The sequence below is a fragment of the Billgrantia zhangzhouensis genome (assembly GCF_021404465.1).
Lineage (GTDB): Bacteria > Pseudomonadota > Gammaproteobacteria > Pseudomonadales > Halomonadaceae > Halomonas > Halomonas zhangzhouensis.
Genome location: NZ_JABFTT010000005.1, coordinates 1 through 16,906 on the forward strand (window position 1 = coordinate 1; position 16,906 = coordinate 16,906).

At 54.9% G+C, this 16,906-nt stretch carries 18 protein-coding genes; 2 read left to right on the forward strand and 16 right to left on the reverse strand.

Translation table 11 applies throughout. The features are described from left to right. Positions 1-116: 116 nt before the first annotated feature. From HOP51_RS07240 to HOP51_RS07310, 15 genes are all read right to left on the reverse strand, one after another. Entirely contained in the window at positions 117-587 is a 471-nt protein-coding gene (locus HOP51_RS07240; protein ID WP_234273277.1) for a hypothetical protein, read from the reverse strand. Positions 588-690: 103 nt separating this feature from the next. Continuing rightward, positions 691-1,233 (reverse strand): hypothetical protein, encoded by a 543-nt coding sequence (locus HOP51_RS07245; protein WP_234273278.1) that lies wholly within the window; start codon positions 1,231-1,233, stop codon positions 691-693. 444 nt (positions 1,234-1,677) lie between these two features. After that, entirely contained in the window at positions 1,678-1,995 is a 318-nt protein-coding gene (locus HOP51_RS07250; RefSeq protein WP_234273279.1) for a DUF1889 family protein, read from the reverse strand. Between the two features lie 93 nt (positions 1,996-2,088). After that, the gene (locus HOP51_RS07255; protein ID WP_234273280.1) at positions 2,089-2,454 is read right to left on the reverse strand and encodes an SH3 domain-containing protein; all 366 of its coding nucleotides are present in this window, start codon (positions 2,452-2,454) and stop codon (positions 2,089-2,091) included. Between the two features lie 67 nt (positions 2,455-2,521). Next, on the reverse strand, positions 2,522-3,406 hold the full coding sequence (locus HOP51_RS07260; protein WP_234273281.1) for a hypothetical protein: 885 nt from the start codon (positions 3,404-3,406) through the stop codon (positions 2,522-2,524). Positions 3,407-3,509: 103 nt separating this feature from the next. Next, the gene (locus tag HOP51_RS07265) at positions 3,510-4,142 is read right to left on the reverse strand and encodes a hypothetical protein (protein ID WP_234273282.1); all 633 of its coding nucleotides are present in this window, start codon (positions 4,140-4,142) and stop codon (positions 3,510-3,512) included. Positions 4,143-4,227: 85 nt separating this feature from the next. Continuing rightward, positions 4,228-5,793, reverse strand: coding sequence for a P-loop ATPase, Sll1717 family (locus HOP51_RS07270; RefSeq protein WP_234273283.1), 1,566 nt, complete (start codon positions 5,791-5,793; stop codon positions 4,228-4,230). 264 nt (positions 5,794-6,057) lie between these two features. Beyond that, positions 6,058-6,675, reverse strand: coding sequence for a DUF1294 domain-containing protein (locus tag HOP51_RS07275; RefSeq protein WP_234273284.1), 618 nt, complete (start codon positions 6,673-6,675; stop codon positions 6,058-6,060). 398 nt (positions 6,676-7,073) lie between these two features. Then, complete coding sequence (gene katG / locus HOP51_RS07280) at positions 7,074-9,272, reverse strand: catalase/peroxidase HPI (RefSeq protein ID WP_234273285.1); 2,199 nt, start codon at positions 9,270-9,272, stop codon at positions 7,074-7,076. A 532-nt stretch (positions 9,273-9,804) separates the two neighbouring features. Next, positions 9,805-9,987, reverse strand: coding sequence for a hypothetical protein (locus tag HOP51_RS07285; RefSeq protein ID WP_234273286.1), 183 nt, complete (start codon positions 9,985-9,987; stop codon positions 9,805-9,807). A 259-nt stretch (positions 9,988-10,246) separates the two neighbouring features. Next, positions 10,247-10,675 carry a pyrimidine dimer DNA glycosylase/endonuclease V gene (locus tag HOP51_RS07290; protein ID WP_234273287.1) on the reverse strand — a complete coding sequence of 143 codons (429 nt, stop codon included), beginning with the start codon at positions 10,673-10,675 and terminating at the stop codon, positions 10,247-10,249. 150 nt (positions 10,676-10,825) lie between these two features. Beyond that, the gene (locus tag HOP51_RS07295) at positions 10,826-11,542 is read right to left on the reverse strand and encodes a class I SAM-dependent methyltransferase (RefSeq protein WP_234273288.1); all 717 of its coding nucleotides are present in this window, start codon (positions 11,540-11,542) and stop codon (positions 10,826-10,828) included. A 64-nt stretch (positions 11,543-11,606) separates the two neighbouring features. After that, entirely contained in the window at positions 11,607-12,047 is a 441-nt protein-coding gene (locus tag HOP51_RS07300) for a DUF1801 domain-containing protein (protein WP_234273289.1), read from the reverse strand. Between the two features lie 17 nt (positions 12,048-12,064). After that, positions 12,065-12,466 carry an ester cyclase gene (locus tag HOP51_RS07305; protein WP_234273290.1) on the reverse strand — a complete coding sequence of 134 codons (402 nt, stop codon included), beginning with the start codon at positions 12,464-12,466 and terminating at the stop codon, positions 12,065-12,067. A gap of 154 nt (positions 12,467-12,620) precedes the next feature. Beyond that, a complete protein-coding gene (locus HOP51_RS07310; RefSeq protein WP_234273291.1) occupies positions 12,621-13,478 on the reverse strand; it encodes a helix-turn-helix transcriptional regulator in 858 nt (285 codons plus the stop codon). 247 nt (positions 13,479-13,725) lie between these two features. Here HOP51_RS07310 and HOP51_RS07315 point away from each other — a divergent pair, with 247 nt between their 5' ends. After that, entirely contained in the window at positions 13,726-14,832 is a 1,107-nt protein-coding gene (locus HOP51_RS07315) for an MFS transporter (protein ID WP_455423584.1), read from the forward strand. Positions 14,833-14,840: 8 nt separating this feature from the next. Here the strand turns inward: HOP51_RS07315 and HOP51_RS07320 are convergent, their stop codons facing one another. After that, entirely contained in the window at positions 14,841-15,512 is a 672-nt protein-coding gene (locus tag HOP51_RS07320; protein ID WP_234273293.1) for a TetR/AcrR family transcriptional regulator, read from the reverse strand. Between the two features lie 88 nt (positions 15,513-15,600). Here HOP51_RS07320 and fabF point away from each other — a divergent pair, with 88 nt between their 5' ends. After that, positions 15,601-16,866, forward strand: a complete 1,266-nt coding sequence (gene fabF / locus HOP51_RS07325; RefSeq protein WP_234273294.1) for a beta-ketoacyl-ACP synthase II — start codon at positions 15,601-15,603, stop codon at positions 16,864-16,866. Positions 16,867-16,906 lie beyond the last annotated feature (40 nt).

A 16,906-nucleotide genomic window follows, 5' to 3' on the forward strand; every position in this document is an offset into this window, starting at 1 on the left:
GTCCATGACCACAGCGGCTTTGCGCTTGGCGGTCCAGCGTTTGACGGTGGGTTCGTTGCTCATTTCGTCCTCCTGATGGCTGCACTATAGCCTGTGCAGCTCTGGAGGGGGTCACTTCAATGCTCCCATTCATAAACACTCTTCCCAAGATCTTCATCAAACTGAAGCCTCGGAAAGAATGCTTCCTTTGATTCAATTTCATGGGCTCGCTCTACAGCAGGCCCAAAAAAACCCAGTTCATCAATAAACACATCGCCAAATGCTACGCCCCCTCTTGCGAGGAAGCCTTTACTCATTAATCTAAGGATTGTTAGAGAAACGTTGTATGCAGCAATATAAGAAAGGTTCACATCGTTTTTTCTTTCATCTTCAACGCCATCTTTATAGTAGAAAAAGAAATACGCACAATCTGAAAACCCAAAAACTTTTCTATCATAGATGACATGAGCTATTTCTGCTTGGCGCTGCCCGTGAATAGCCACCTCCTCATGAAAAAGCCGATGAAGCTCGTATTTTTTTGAGAATTCAGTGGTATTTTTGTACCCAATCACGTCGACAAAAATAGCAACCATTTTTCTATAAGACATCAGCTATCACTCATTGTTGGCTAACGCGAAGCTTTGCGGCGATTTTGGAGCCGCAAAGCGGTGGAAAAATTGTCCGGCAACAGCGCATTGTTAGACCTTATCATCAGGAGTCTGCCAGCAACTTGCCTAATAAGAGCGCCAGCTTAATTGCCCAATACAGAAGCAGCCCAAACCCAGATAACATGAGTATAGTGGCAACTACAGTTAGCCATTTTGGGTAGATGGGCTGGAACTGAACTTGGATTAGCTGCGCTGGCCCTTGATCTGACCTCACCCTGAGCAGAACAGGCGATTTAATGTGACTGAGGTACTGAATATTAAGGAATTCTTTAGGGCCTAGACTGGCAATCTTGACCACATACTCGCCGTTCGGGTTTTGGTCCTCTGAATAAGAAATTGCCTGAGAAAACTGAAAATGATCTGGGCGTTCCTTATGGACGAGTTCGATATTGGTGGCGGCCTTTCTACCAGCATTTTGCAGCGTAAGGGAGTCAGTCTGGAGAGTTACCTTCGGATCGGTCACGTTAAACACGAACGTTCCCGGAATGAAGTACTGAAGTTTGGGTTTGTCCGCAAACCTTTGTAGAGCTAGCCCTACAACCAACGCAACAACGCCGGTGAGTACATGTCCCAGAACAGGGTCCATACCTTCTCCCTAAAGTCTAACGCCTGAATTAAGCCGCGCCGCGAAGCGGCGTCGGCTTGAATGATTTGTTAGGCATTAACCACAAGAATTTCTCTATCCCAAGCGCTGTGCCTCCCAGATGGAAACGGCCTGCGCCCAGGGAACCCCTGGCCTGTGATGGAAAGCGCGGAGATTTTTGCGAGGTCAAAGCGACGCCACTCGGGGAGCGGGCCGCCCGAGCTGCTGGAGCCGCCAATCTGATAGCCAAGGAATTGCACTACTCCGTCCTTAATGCCGAGGACGTGAGGCTCTGCTACACGGGGGTGGCCGCTGTAGGTGAATGAAACTACTGACTTGGAATGGATGGCTTGCTCGATCAACTGCTGGTTCATACGTGAATCCTCCATTGATGCCTAACGTCTGAATTAAGTCGACCCGCGAAGCGGGTTCGGCTTGAATGAATTGTTAGGCCTTACCCGATGCGATTTCGGCCTTGAGTCTTGCAACAGTTGGCTCACCCCAGTCGCGGGGGTGTTTAATAGCTACTCGACCACCATTGCCAATTCGTTCTGCCAGCTCCGCAAGGAATTTAGCATGGCGTTCTGGCCATTTATTGGCGAGTGCCAACTCCTCTATAGCATCATAGGTCAGCTGCTCTCCATCTGCTCGGAGTGCCTTGAAGAGTTCCTTTGCACGGGCCTCATCCAATGGGTGGGTGATGCCTGTTGCAATATTGACGATGGAGCTCAATGCCTTGATGGATCGCTTTACTAATTCAGACACTTATTGTTCTCCGAGTAAGGCCTAACGCCGGAATTAAGCCGCGCCGCGAAGCGGTGTTAAATGGACTGTTAGTCCGCTGCCAAATGATGGGCTTCATTGGCGGACCTCTTGAAGATTTTCAAGTGGAACCCACCCTGACTCCAGGCTGTCAGTGCTCTTACACCAGGCCCAGCCGTTCAAAGTCCTTGAACCGAGAAGCAAGCCACCTTTCCGCACATTCAGCTCTCGAGCCGTGTAGTCCTCACGGGCGCGGGCAGTCTTGTCATTGACGATTTCGAGTATCTGCACTGGAACCCAGCCGCCTTTCTGTCCAGGTGTTTCACAGAATACCCAGTTATCCCAGCCTTCCGGGCCTTCGTATTTCTCACCCACACTAAGAAGAGCGCCTTTTTTTAACGTAATGGGCTCGGGGTATTCGCTGGTGTGATCTTGAATCACTAGATATTGCTTGGCTTCCATGTTCGTATCCTGCGGACTAACGCAGCAATCACGCGCTAGTCGCGTGCATTGCATTGTTAGCAATCAGTTATCTAGTTATAAGACGATAATCAAGATACTCAGCCCCCTCACACCAAATATTGATGTACCCATTTTTAACACGCGGCCCTGTCTCTGAGAGAACAAAAACCATCTTTGGTTTGTTATCAGCTATTTTGTCCAGGGTGTTCAGATTGAAGCGCCTAAAACCCGATGCTTCTAACGTATTTATCGACATATAGGTCGAGGGCTTCTTGGTGGTTTCATTAAGAGCTAGGGTTTTCTCAAAAACAATAGAGTAGCCACTTTCTCTTTTATTGAACCACGCTTTGCCATAGAAAATTCTGAAATCATCTTCGAGTTCAGATACGTCTTGCCCATTAATTTCATAGAATAAATCGTTTATATGGATGACACCTGTTTCTGGCAGCTGCACCGTTATTGATTCTTTGGCCAAATACGCATCAATTAATGATGATAGCGTTTTCGAGCGTTGAATTTTACGCTTTCCCGCCTCTGCGTAATCTTTCGGCCGCGCCTTACCTTTTCCATCACCCTTTTCATTGGGGTCACCAGAACCCTCTGGCCGATTTGTGCTTGGAGGCTGCAAGTTTAGGCGGATTGCGTTATCCGTATACTCATCGCTGTCACTGTAGATATCTGAGCTCGTTCTTGGGCCATTCCTTTGGGCTCTGATATCTTTAGCTATATCACATTGAGGGCTGTGCTTGCCTACAACCTTGTAATAAGGATCTCGTTTCCTTTTGTGTTTTGGGCGATCCAGATTAGCACATGTGACAGGGGCGTCGCATTTTTCATCGGGGCACTGAAAGTTAAATTTTGACTTAATATTTCCTTCGTCAAACTTCCGGTCTGCATCTTGGGCAGTTATGCATAAATTGATATCTTCCGAGAATGCCTTTTCCAACTTCATGCGATTGCTCCCAATATTCTTCTAGTGCTAACGCCGCCAGCACGCGCGGCTTTTTAGTGAAGGCGAAGCCGTAACGGAAAAGCCGTCGCCGTGCCTGGCCTTGTTAGCCATTGCGTTTTAGTGCCTTTTCCGCTTCGGCCAAGTCTGCCAACGTAACCTTTGGGTTATTCTTCGCCATCTGAAGGAAAAGCTCGGAGTTCTGTAGAATGAGATGGGCGAAAGTACCCTTCTCAAGCTTGCTATTCTTGTGGCCTAGATCCTTCCGAATCTCTCTGAAAAAGTCTTCCATTAAGAAGATGGAGTCAGCGTCTGGGTTCCCCTTTTTAAGGTGGGTCATCCACTTAATATACTTGAGCAAAACATCTTGACCGCCCCACAACACCATTTTACGTTGCCATTCACGTAAGAAATCAACAAGACTCTTATCTTCCGCCTCTTCATCCTCTCCATGTTCTGAGTAGAAGACTTTGAAAAACTCTCTCAGAAACTCGTCGTATATCTCTGTTTTTGCTTGGCGATAATGTGCCTCTATATCTTTTTTCCGTTCATAGTACTTGCCCAACACAACCGTCAATGTTGACACAGATACTGTCGTAAAAGCAGTTATCGCAGCTAGTGCAACCCTTGAGTCTAAGGCTTTGAATTGGCCCCATATCTGAGAAATCAGCCAATACGCTCCCCAGAAGATACCGATGAGAAGTGCGAGACCGAACAAAAATGACAGAGCTTTCCTCATGAGTCTCCTTGATGGCTAACGCCATGCGAAGCGGCCGATTTGGAGGCGCAACCGCCCCGGAAAAGCGGTCCGCTTACGCTACTGGTTATGAGTACCCCCTATTAGTGCAGCATACCTTCAAAGCGCTGTGGATTATTATTCCTTGACTTTTATCGAACTCGTAGTTATCTGTACTGGGCTCTCGGTGCTTGAAATAAATAAAACCATTTTCCCCCATTCCACCAATTAAAGAACGGTAGTACATGTCCTCTAAAATATCTGAAGCCGAAACACCAGAGCAGTTCTCTTCAATAATTTCTTCAGCTTTTTCGTAGGGTATTGATTTCGTGGCTGGGCCTCTGAGGTAGTTACTCATTTGACCAAAAGCATTAAAAATCATCGCTATTTCGTCAGACGCATAGAAACTTGAAAGCTCATTCTTTAACTCATTCATAACTTCGTCACAATATCGACCTATGAGATGGTTTACGTCCTGCTTTGATAACGGCATTTTATAGCTGTGTGTTGACAGCGGCTTAAAAAATAACAATAAATCTCGAGGCCTAAAGAAAGTGTGGTCGAGTATATATTTAAAAGAGGATTTTGGTGCGTCTTTGCTACCACGAAAAGGGTCTTCAACCAACGAAAGCCAAGGATCATCTTGCTGAAAGCTGATACCTTCTATTTCAAAAGCATACCTAATACGGTCATTAATAAACTTTCTTATATTAAGATCTGTTTCGTCATCCCCCATATGGTATTCATCCTGATACCATTTTATTGGAAGAGAATATGACGCAAATATTTTTGCGGTATCCGAGCTTTTCGTTGAGAGCGTTTTGCTAATATCGTCCCGCAAAAGAATTACTACCTTGGAGTCGAGGTTATTTTTAGCAAAAAACTCATTATTCATTTCCTTGGACACCCTAAGCAGAGATATCAAGGAATTAACGGTATCATCTTTCTTGGCATCGAAGGTTATATCCAAGTCATCAAAAAACAAGACATAACTGTTGTCATTGTCACGCTCCTGAGGACTGGTTAGAACTTTCAAAATAACTTCTTTGAGGTGAGGAATAAGCTTGTAGAATGGAGCCCGCTCTTGCCTGATCTCCAAACTTCGATTCATTTTGCTCGAAAAGAACCTCTTCAGATAATTTATATCTACCGAGAACCCTTGCTTTTTAATAAGCTCCTTTGTCTCAGATTCTCGGACATCAATAAATCCAGAATTCCGTTTTATAAAATTCTTTAATAGACTGTAATCTTTATTGTTCTCTACCGCCTTATTATCGGCAAACAGCTTCAAAATATTGGTCAGTATAAGCCATTTATAGAGATTTTCTTTTTCAATCTCATGTCCAACATCAGCGCCAAACTGAACAATCTGTTCTAAGTTCGACTCACCCTGTCTAATGAACTTTGCATGGAGGTTGGGCTCTGTGTTTGAGATTTGGCAAATATGCTCCGCGAAAGCGCTTTTACCAGAGCCTTTTCTTCCTACGATGATAAATCGCTCATGTGCCAGGCCACCGATCAAGTCGAAATAGTCTTTGTAGACCTTTTCCAAAGGCATTCTTGAGTTTGGTAACGCTTCAGCCTCTGCTTCCGGCGCACCCAAAAAAATTGATTCACTTTTTTTGTTTCTTCCTGATAGCTTGGCAAAAACCATGCTCAAAATACCTTTTTATTCATTTGCTCATAACAGTGATTGGACTGCGCGTCCTGATATTCAATGAACATCCTGCGCGTTCAACAATATTATCTGACGCGCCACATTTCTCCCAACTTATTGTTTTTCATCGCACCTAAGTATAGCTCGGCTACCTATGTAGAACTCGCGCGCATGCTCGTTTTGCCGGTTCCAATATACTGTATGCGTTTTGACTAATGTTTAGGGTGCAGAAAAAGTCATGACGCGCCACAGCCCTAATCACTATTCACCGAACCCTAAACCAGCCCAAAGCCTCGCCGCCTCTCCCGTATAAACAAGCCACCCAACCACCCCACAATTCACCACCACCCCACACCAAAAAACCGCCTGAAACGGCTGCTTCCTGGTTTTGTGCCGAAACAACCGCTGCGCTATCAGCGCGCCGGGCCAGCCACCGATCAAGCCTACGAAGAGCAGCGTAGCTTCCGGTGTGCGCCTTCTGCCCTTCCCTGCGGCGGCTTTGTCGATGCCGTATATGGCGAAGGTGCTCACGCTTAGCAGCGCGTATGCCGCTATTAGCTGCATTGGCATGTGGCCGGCAGCGACCAGGGCTGCCAAGAGCGCGAAGAAGGCAGCGGCTATGACACATGCCAACATCAGCCCTTTGGAACGTGGGGATGCGTGGCGTGGCGCTTTGAGGTAGAGCGCCTTCTGCGCTTTCGGTCTGTTCTGGCTGTCCTGTGTCAGGTGGTAGGTAACCGGCTCGTTGAGTGTTGGCCGGCGCCCATCGCGGGGAAAGGCGCTGATGTGGACGAACACGCGAGGGCCGCCTGCGGCTGGCGTGATGAATCCGAAGCCCTTGTCATCGTTCCACTGTGTGAGCTTGCCTTCGTGCCGCATCAGTTATCCTTGGTTAATCAGGATGCTGTCAGAATGCCACGCACGGCCGAACGGTTCTGAATCAGTAGGTATTGCTGAGATAGAAGATAAAGCAGGTGTCGGGAGGGAGTATGGGAGTCGGGGCACGCTACCGCCCCTGCTGGCAGAATGGATGATGATTCGCATCATCCTAATGCGGCAGTCCCTGAGTACGTCTTGGCTACTTAGCCGTCTACTGCGGCTTTTTACTAACCGTAACCAAGGGAAACGTTTAGAGCAACGTCAACGAAAGCATGAGACGTTGCTAGTGCTGCTTCTCTTGATCGGAGTCGGACATAAAAAGACCCCGAAGGCTGGATAACCAACCTTCGGGGTCTGTTATTTATGCCAGGTCCGCGTTACTGCCGCGGACCTGTCGTTCAGCGGTGCAGGTCGAAGCGGTCGTTCTCCATGACCTTGACCCATCCTTTCACGAAGCGGTCGATCATGCGCTCTTCACCGCCGTTGGCGGCGTACTCCTCGGCGATGGCGCGTAGCTGGGAGTTGGAGCCGTACACGAGGTCGACGCGGGTGGCGGTCCACTTCTTCTCGCCCGTCTTGCGGGTGCGGCCTTCGAAGCGCTCTTCGCTGTCGTCGAGGGGCTCCCATACGGTGCCCATGTCGACGAGGTTGACGAAGAAGTCGTTGGTCAGCTGGCCGGGGCGGTCGGTGAGGATGCCGTCGTTGTTGTCACCCACGTTGACGCCGATGGCGCGCATGCCGCCGAGCAGCGCGGCCATCTGCGGTACGCTGAGGTTGAGCATGAAGGCGCGGTCCACCATCAGGTGTTCGGCCGGAATGGAGGTCGCCTGGGGCTGCATGTAGTTGCGGAAGGCGTCGTGCCTCGGCTCCAGGTAGGCGATGGTATCCACCTCAGTCATCTCCTGGGTGGCGTCGGTGCGGCCCGGGGTGAACGGCACAGTAACGTTGTGCCCGGCCGCCTTGGCCGCCATCTCGACGCCGACGCTACCGCCCAGCACGATCATGTCCGCCAGCGAGATGTTGGCGTCGGAGGCGCTCCTGATCTGCTCGAGCTTGTCGATGACGTCGTACACGCCGGAGCGCTGGTTGACGTCCCAGCCGGTTTGCGGCTCGAGGCAGATGCGCGCACCGTTGGCGCCGCCGCGGTGGTCGGTCTGGCGGTAGGTGCAGGCCGAGGCCCAGGCGGTGCTCACCAGCTGCTTGGCAGTGAGGCCGGAGTCGGCGATCTGCTGCTTGAGGGTGGCGATCTGCTGATCGTTGACCAGCGGCCCCTGGTGATCGGGTACCGGGTCCTGCCACACGAGCTCTTCGTCGGGCACCTGCGGGCCGAGGTAGCGGGCGCGCGGGCCCATGTCGCGATGCAGCAGCTTGTACCAGGCGCGGGCGAACTCGTCGGCGAGCTTGTCCGGGTTCTGGTGGAAGTCCTTGGCGATCTCCAGGTAGGTGGGATCGGTAATCATCGCCATGTCGGCGGTGTTCATCACCGGCGGGTTCTTCTTGCCCTCCACGTGGGCATCAGGCACCCAGAACCCTTCCTTGACCTCGACCGGCTCCCACTGGTTGGCGCCGGCGGGCGATTTCTTCACCTCCCACTGGTGGGCGAAGATGGTGTTGAGGTAGGAGTTGTCCCACTTGGTCGGCGTCGGGGTCCAGGCGCCTTCGAGGCCGGAGGTCACGGTGTACTCGCCGAGGCCGGTCTCGTGGGTGTTGGCCCAGCCGATCCCCTGCTGGTGGATCTTGGCGCCTTCGGGCGCTTCGCCCACGGCATCCGGCGAGCCGTTGCCGTGCATCTTGCCAAAGGTGTGGCCGCCCACCGTCAGCGCGACGGTCTCGCGATCGTTCATCCCCATGCGGGCGAAGGTCTCGCGAACGTCCTGGGCGGATTTCATCGCGTCGGGAATGCCGTTGGGGCCTTCCGGGTTGACGTAGATGAGGCCCATCTGCACCGCGGCGAGGGGGTTGTCAAGCACGCGGCTGCCATCTTCCCAACTACCGGTATAGCGCTCGTCGTTGGTGGCGAGCCATTCGGTCTCGGGGCCCCAGTAGATGTCGTCCTCCGGCGCCCAGATGTCGGCACGGCCATAGCCGAAGCCGAAGGTGCGAAAGCCCATGGTTTCAAGCGCTCGGTTGCCGGCGAGCACCAGCAGGTCGGCCCAGGAGATTTTCTCGCCATATTTCTGCTTGATCGGCCACAACAGACGGCGCGCCTTGTCCAGGTTGCCGTTGTCGGGCCAGCTATTGAGCGGGGCGAAGCGCTGGGCGCCGGTACCGCCGCCGCCACGGCCATCCAGCGCGCGATAGGTGCCGGCGGCGTGCCACGACATGCGAATGAAGAACGGGCCGTAGTGACCCCAGTCGGCGGGCCACCACTCTTGCGAATCGGTCATCAAGGCATCGAGATCGGCACAGAGTTCATCGACGTTAAGCTGCGAGAACGCCTCGGCATAGCTGAAGTCGGCACCGAACGGGCTGGCGTCGGGGTGCTTCTGGTGCAGGATGTTGAGCTTGAGCTGGTCGGGCCACCAGTGCTCGTTCCCCTGCAGACGGGACGTGGTGCGCGCAGCCCACTCCGGGCGTGTAGGCTTTTGATCGGACACGGTCTTCTCCTCGACTGGGTGGTGGCCTATAGGACATTTGGGCTGATGATGTTGTATCGCCTCGAATGGAGCGCCTTCTGACCGAGCCAGAAGGAAGTGAGGCATCCTGTAAGCCGTCAATTACAGTGAAGGATTCAACACCGAAGCCGTCAAGCAAGAGGGAGACTTTCGGCTCGATAGGGACAGACTATGAGAACGATACTTGCAGGCACCGACATTGGAAGAGCCGCCACCGAGACCGGAGATGGTGCATCGTCGATGGCCATACGGCTGAGCTAGAACATGCGCTCGCCGGGCAGCCGGAATGCTTGCCGAATCCACTCCGCCACCAGTCGTCATGCTTCCACTCCGGCATGGCGACGATGTAGGCCTGCACCGGGGCCTCGCCGTCACCCTTGGGGATCTGCGGGTTTCCTCCCGAAAGAAGCTTCGGCTTGGCTTTTGCCGGTGGGTTGGCCTTGCTGCGTGTCATCGCCGCTTCCCTCCTGGTCAATCTGAACAAAGGCTATTGACGTGGCGCTGTAGGCGAAAATTAGGCCTGCCGTCCCATGAGCTGCTCATACCACTCCCGATAAGGCGTGTTTTTAACCAAGTGCCGATTGAAGTCCTGGGCGCCATCATTCCACCACACCGGCCCACGCTCGCCGAGAGCAACCTTTGCTTCGTTGACCGAACTGCGAGCTGTTGCCAAACGCTCCGCATCATCCGCTGCCATTGCTGCCTTGACCTCCCGACGGGCAGCCATGAGGTCTCGAACAAGCCTCTCACGCTCCTTAGCCGGTAGGTTCGGGTTTGAGAGTCGCCACAGTCGGCCGTGAACCACCATGTATCGACCGTCGGGCGTTAGCGGATGTTCCATAAGGGCCTTCCGTACGGGATAGCAGGGGCATTCCGCATTAACCGAGCAGGCAGCTTTAGTAGAGCGAAGCGTAGCAGATCGGAACACCTTGAGCTGGTGTATTTTGAGCACGTTTTCACTGACGCTCCCATGATTCCACTTCGCCGGGACGCACATCGAAAATAGGGTGTGCCTGTGGCAGTTCGATGACTTTCCATTTTTGGTACAGTGCAGGGTTACGCACCTTAAGCTTCGCTAGGAGATGCTTCCATTCGTATTTCATCTGCCCGGCAGTGACGGTAAGAGAAACCGTTTCTTGGGCCGGTTCGATTTTGCTTACGTCAAAGGCATAGCCACGCGCCACAGCCTCCAAATGAATAATCTTTAAATATGAAGACATGGCAGAAAGCGGTGTCGAGTGGTCTCTAAATCGGTACAACTGCGGATGGTTGCGATAGCCACGTGTATCGCCACGCAAAACAGCTTGCGCCAGTAATGCCTCCCTCCATAGGGCAACGAGGCCTTGGCGATCGAGATACTTGGGATGTAAGGACCAGAGACGCATTTATGGTATTCCACAGAGATTTGGCTGCGTGCGCGTTTATCGAATCCAATGCGCACGCTTGCCGTGCCTGCACGTGTTAGCCGGTACTTGATAGGTTTAGCTTGACCATTTTTCGATTATTCTCCCGCTTCAAAACACGTTTGCAACAGGTTACGTGGCTAGGCGGCTTTGATATGTGCGCTTTGATAGCCAAGCATGTATCAAACCAGCCTGGAAGAAAGGCACCGGAAGCTCGAAGCCGCCTGCCTCAATGATTGACGCCACCTTGTCCGGCGGGAGGACACCCACATCGTGGGCGTAGGCTTTGCGCATGCGTTCCACCGCTTCTGGAGAAATATCCGCCGCGGACATCATGTTCATCCAGGCATGAAGTAGAACGTCGTATTCACGCGAATCGACATCAGATGCCAGGTCGGAGCTCGCGAGAATGCCGCCCGGCTTGAGCCTTTCTGCAATTTCGCTGAAAAACCGGGAACGCTCTACCTGGTTCAGGATGAACTGAGATACCAGAAAGCAGGTGGCTGCATCATGCCATTCCATCGTGGGAAGTGAGGCAAGATAGCCTTCGTGAAAAGTGCAGCGAGACACAACGCCTTCTTTTTCAGCTCGTTGACGACAGATATCCAGCATAGAGCCCGATGGCTCCACCGCGGTAAAACGCCACCCGGGATGCTTCGAGGCGAGGTAGAGCAGCTCATCTCCGGTGCCCACTCCTACACAGAGGATACGTGCATCCGTTGGCAGTTCAGCAAACAGCGACCCGAGGAGCAGGTGCAAGCAGCTTCGAATCGGTGCCGTTTTGGCCCACTGCGCATCGTAGCTGGCAGCCTGCTGATCGAATAACGCCTTGATTTCGTCTTGGTGCATCTTATTCTCCGTCCTTGTTTCCAGCGATGGCTACGGGTTCGATGAGCATTCGCTAGAACGTTCTCTAGAACATTCGCTCGCCGGGTAGGTTGGATGCCTGGCGGATCCACTCTGCCAGTTGGTCCTCGTCGATCTGGTCGTCCTGGTGGATATGCAGGTAGCGGGTGTTGGGGTCCTTGGATTCGATGGGCGGCGGTGGTTCCAGCGAGGCGCCGTTGAGAAACGCCACCTTGATGTACTTGGTGAAGCAATGGAACGTGAGGAACCACCCCTGGCCCTCAATGCCATAAAAGGGCGAGTTCCATCTCACGGCCTTGCGCACATTGGGGGCCGCACGCACGATGAGCGCATCGAGCCGGCGCCCGACGTCTTGCTTCCACTCCGGCATGGCGTCGATGTAGGCCTGCACCGGGGCGTCGCCGTCAGCCTTGGGGATCTGTGGGTTTCCTCCCGAGAGGAGCTTCGGCTTGGCTTCTGCCGATGGGTTGATCTTGCCGCGCGTCATTGCCGCTTTCCTCCTGATCAGTCTGAAGGAGGCACTAGCTGCGCCTCGATAGCCGCTTTGTCGATGACGGACCACACCTCTGCAATTTTCTTGCCGCGGAACTCATAGAACACGTTCTCGGCAAAGGACACCCTTCTTCCGCAGACCGCCAGCCCAAGAAAATTACCTTTGGGTGTGCAGTGGAAGCGAAGGCGGCTGGCTATGAAGGGCGGATCGGCAACCAACAGCTCGACATGGAAGGATAGATCAGGGATCTCGGAGAAGTCTCTCTCCAGCATGCCCCGGTAGCCTGATACCCCGAGAGGCTCGCCGTTATGCTTGACGTCCTCATGAACGAAGCGCGCCAACGATGGCCAATCCTGCCTGTTCAAACAGGCGATGTAGTCTCGATAGACGTTCGATAGTTCGGTCCTGGTCACCTGGGGTCTCCTCTTATACGGTAAGGCTCGACCATCGGCTGGTAAGGCTGCGCCGATGCAGGGAGGGGCAGGCTACGCGGGACTCCGCTCCTACCCGTGGCATCGAGCATGCTTTCCAGCTCGCTCTCGTTGACGTCGAGCATCGGCACGCGTGCTATGCCTGTGCCGGGTCTTGCTGAAGCCACTGTTCGAAGACTTGACTCTCAGGTTGTCCTTCCTTTGCTGCATAGTATACGAGACGCAGATGATGATTTTCGTCGATGGTTAAGGATGTATGCTCAAACGCCACGTGACCTACCGTTGGTATCTGCAAATGACGAATGCCTAGGCAGAGTCCATGGATGTCCTGCTGTTGCCACCAGTTTTTGAAATCTGACGATACCTTTTCCAGCTCCCCCACCAAGTTGGTGATATCAGTATCATGAATGGCACGAACGAAATCACGACGGAAGCTCGACAATATTTGTAGCGCCTGTTCATTCCAAGGGGTAAAAAGTTCGCGCATGACCGGGCTAGTAAAGAGCATCCACAACAGATTACGCCGATTCGCAGGAACACTTGAAAATCCAAAAACTCGGTCCGCGGCTGGATTCCAAGTCAACACATCCCAGCGCAAGTTGAGTACGTAAGAAGGGCATGAAGGAATATCACTCATCAGCCGAGTGATCAACGGCGGCACCACACACAAAGTACGCCCTGACTCTGGCGGCAACCGTTGATGAGCCAGCAAGAAAAGATGCCGACGCTCGGTCGCATCCAGCTTGAGTACTCGCGAGAGATTGTCGAGGAAGGCAGAGGACACCTTGATGTCCCGCCCTTGCTCCAGCCACGTGTACCAGGACAACCCAACCCCGGCCAAAGCTGCCACCTCTTCGCGGCGCAGCCCCGGTGTGCGCCGCCGGCCACCTGCAGGCAATCCCACCTCTTTCGGTGTAATTCGTTCACGGCGACTACGAAGAAATTCGGCCAACTCTGCCCGGGTGTGCTGGGAAGCTGTCAGAGGTGCGCTCATCCGGTTACCTCAAGTAATAGCATAAACGGTCAAATTGTACTCTTCGAGAATTCGAAGAAACTATCTTACCTCGCTGGCGAGCCCGAGATCAGGAATCTTGCTTGGCCAGGAGAATACATTCTGATGTGTCATAAACCTGTAAAGGGCTACGAGCATGCACACACCCAACCGAACTCCCATCTACCTAGTAGCGTTGGGCGCCTTTGCCCTCGGCATAGCTTCCTACGTTACTGCTGGTCTGATTCCTATGATCGAAGCCTCATTCTCGGTTTCCGTGGCAGTAGCCGCCCAGTTGGTCACCGCTTTTACCCTGGCCTACGGGTTGGGCTCACCAATCGTCGTTGCACTGACTCCAGCGCATCGTCAACGCACCGGCCTGCTGTTGTCTTTAGGCTTGTTCGTCATCGCCAATGCCGCCAGCGCCCTGGCCGAAAGCTTCACTGCACTAATGGTCTGGCGTGCCATTGCCGGCATAGGCGCCGGCGTGTATCTGGCCATGGGCATTGGCGCCGCAGCTGCTGTTTCCGCTCCAGAGCGCCGTGGCAAGGCCATTGCCATCATCATGGGCGGCATGGCTAGCGGTGTGGTGTTAGGCGTTCCTCTTGGCTTATTGATCGCCGAGCAGATGGGCTGGCAATCTGCCCTGTGGCTAGTCGCGATTCTCGGCTCGATGGCCTTCACCGGCCTGCTGCTGAAGCTCCCGGCCCTGCCCGCAGCCACAGCCAGCTCGCTAGGAAAAAAACTGGCTATCCTCAGCGACGGCCACGTGCTGGTCATACTGACGGTTTCCTTGCTTGCGGCCATTGCCAGCCTCGGCATGTACACCTTCATCGCTCCCCTCTTGGCCGACACGGCTTATGGCGCCGTGCGCTCAGTCACACCCTATCTTTGGATTTGGGGCATCGGCGGAGTTGTCGGCAGCTTTCTGATCGGGCCATTGGTAGATCGCCTCAAAGGCCCGAATCTGATCTTTGCCATTATGCTGGTTCTTGCTGTATCACTGTTCTTGCTTCCCCTTACAGCCGCGCTGAGCGCTTGGTTGGTGATGTTGCCAATCGTCCTGTGGGGGGCCGTTGGCTGGGCCTTGCAGGTACCGCAAAACAACGAGCTGATCCGAGCTCGCCAAGCCCAGGGCGATGGCAACCTAGCTATCGCACTGAATGAATCGGCGCTCTATTTGGGTAGCGCCATCGGTGCTGCGGCGGGCGGCTTCTTGCTGTTGCTACAGCTGCCCGTCTGGACACTGGCCACCTGCGCTGGCGGCGTCGCAGTTTTGGGGGCTTTGCTACAGATCGTCAACCTACGCCGGCAACCAGCCCTAGCGATCGAGACACAAGCCAGCAGCTGCAATTGAGCCATAGCCTAGGCCACACTCGCGGGGTTCCGCTCCTGCCCTGCGTCGCCCAGCATGTCTTCCAGCTCGCTCTCGCCAACGCCGAGCATCTGCAGGATGTTGCGCTGGGCGGCATCGAGGATGCGCTGGCGTTCCTGCTCGTTGGGCAGGCTCTTGGCGATGGCCACGGCACCCACCAGCGAGGCGAGAATGACGCGGGCCTTGTCGGCGATGATCTCGCGGTCGGGCTCGAAGGGGAGCTTCTTGAGGCGGCTCAAGGCAATGAGCCGGGTTTCCAGCATCTTCTTCATACGCAGGTAGGAGGCTTCGAAGAGCGTGCGGATCTCGGCGTTCTCGTTGCCGATCTCGTTGAACAGTACCGTCTCGGGCCCCGGCTTGTGCTTGCGTTCCAGCTCTTGGAGGTTCCAGCAGTTGGCGACAAGCTCCGTCAGGTGCTTCACCGAGAGCGGCCCCTTGACCAGCCGGGCCGCGCGGCTGCTCTCCAGGGTTTCCCTCACCGAGGCATGGTAGAGCGCTTCCTTCGAGGAGAAGTGCGCGTAGAAGGCGCCGTGGGTCATCTTGGCCAGCTTCATGATCTGGCCGATGGAGACCTTTTCGAAGCCTTTGCGGCTGAACAGCTCGATGGCGGACTTGAGGATACGCTCCCGCGATTTGGCCTTGTGGTTCGTCGAGTAGGGCATGGCAACCTCTCACTCCGCTGAATATTACCTTGATCATATCAAGCTCGGTGCTAGCGTGGCACAACCCCAAGCTGTTCAGGAAATTACCATGCAATCACCGCTCGTCATCACCGGCATGGGCATGATCAGCCCGCTTGGTTGCGGCGTCAAGGCAGGCTGGGAGCGTCTGCTTGCCGGCCGCTCCGGCCTCTCTACGATCAGCCGATTCGATACCGGCGAGTTGCCGATCAAGGTGGCAGGCTCAGTGCCCGACATCGAGGAAGATCCCCAAGCCGGCCTCGACCCGGACCGCGTGCTGGACGCCAAGGAGCGTCGCAAGCTGGAGCTGTTCAGCCTGTACGCCATGGCCGCCGCCGAAGAGGCGCTGAGCCAGGCCAACTGGTTCCCCGAGAGCGATGCCCAGCGCCTGGCCACGGCCACCATCGTCGGCTCCGGCATCGGGGGCTTCCCCACCATTACCCAGGCACAGAATACCCTGACAACGCGCGGCCACCGCCGGCTCTCCCCTTTCACCGTGCCGGCTTTCCTGGCCAACCTGGCGGCGGGTAACGTCTCGATCCGCTACGGCTTACGCGGGCCGATCGGCTGCCCGGTCACGGCCTGTGCGGCCGGTGTGCAGGCCATCGGCGACGGCATGCGCATGATCCGCAGCGGTGAGGCCGAGGTGGCCTTGGTGGGCGGCGCCGAGGCCTGTATCGATCCGCTGTCGCTGGCCAGCTTCCACGCCATGAAGGCGCTTTCCACCGAGCAGGACGCCCCCACCAAGGCGTCGCGCCCCTTCGATCAGGCACGTAACGGCTTCGTGATGGGAGAAGGCGCGGGGCTGCTGGTGATCGAAACCCTGGCCCACGCCGAGGCACGCGGCGCCACGCCGCTGGCCATACTCAGCGGCTACGGCACCAGCGCCGATGCCCACCACATCACTGCCGGCCCGGAAGACGGCGGCGGTGCCGCAGCGGCCATTCGGGCTGCGCTGAGAATGGCGGGGCTCTCTCCCGCCGATATCGACCATATCAACGCCCATGCCACCTCGACGCCGGTCGGCGACCGGGCCGAGATCGCCGCCCTGCGCAACGCCTTCGGCGACGCCCTCGGCGGCATCCCGATCTCCGCGACCAAATCCTCGACCGGCCACCTGCTCGGTGCCGCCGGCGGCGTGGAGAGCATCTTCTCGGCCTTGGCCGCCATGCACGACCGCCTGCCCCCGACCCTGAACCTGGAGCACCGCGACGAGGACCTGCACGACCTGGATATCGTCTCAGGTGAGGCGCGCCAGCACGCTACCCAGCATGTGCTGTGCAACGGCTTCGGCTTCGGTGGGGTGAATGCCGCGCTAATCGTGAGCAAGGTGTAGGTAGGTTAAGGTGCGGGCCAGTTCCTGCACTGACTACCAC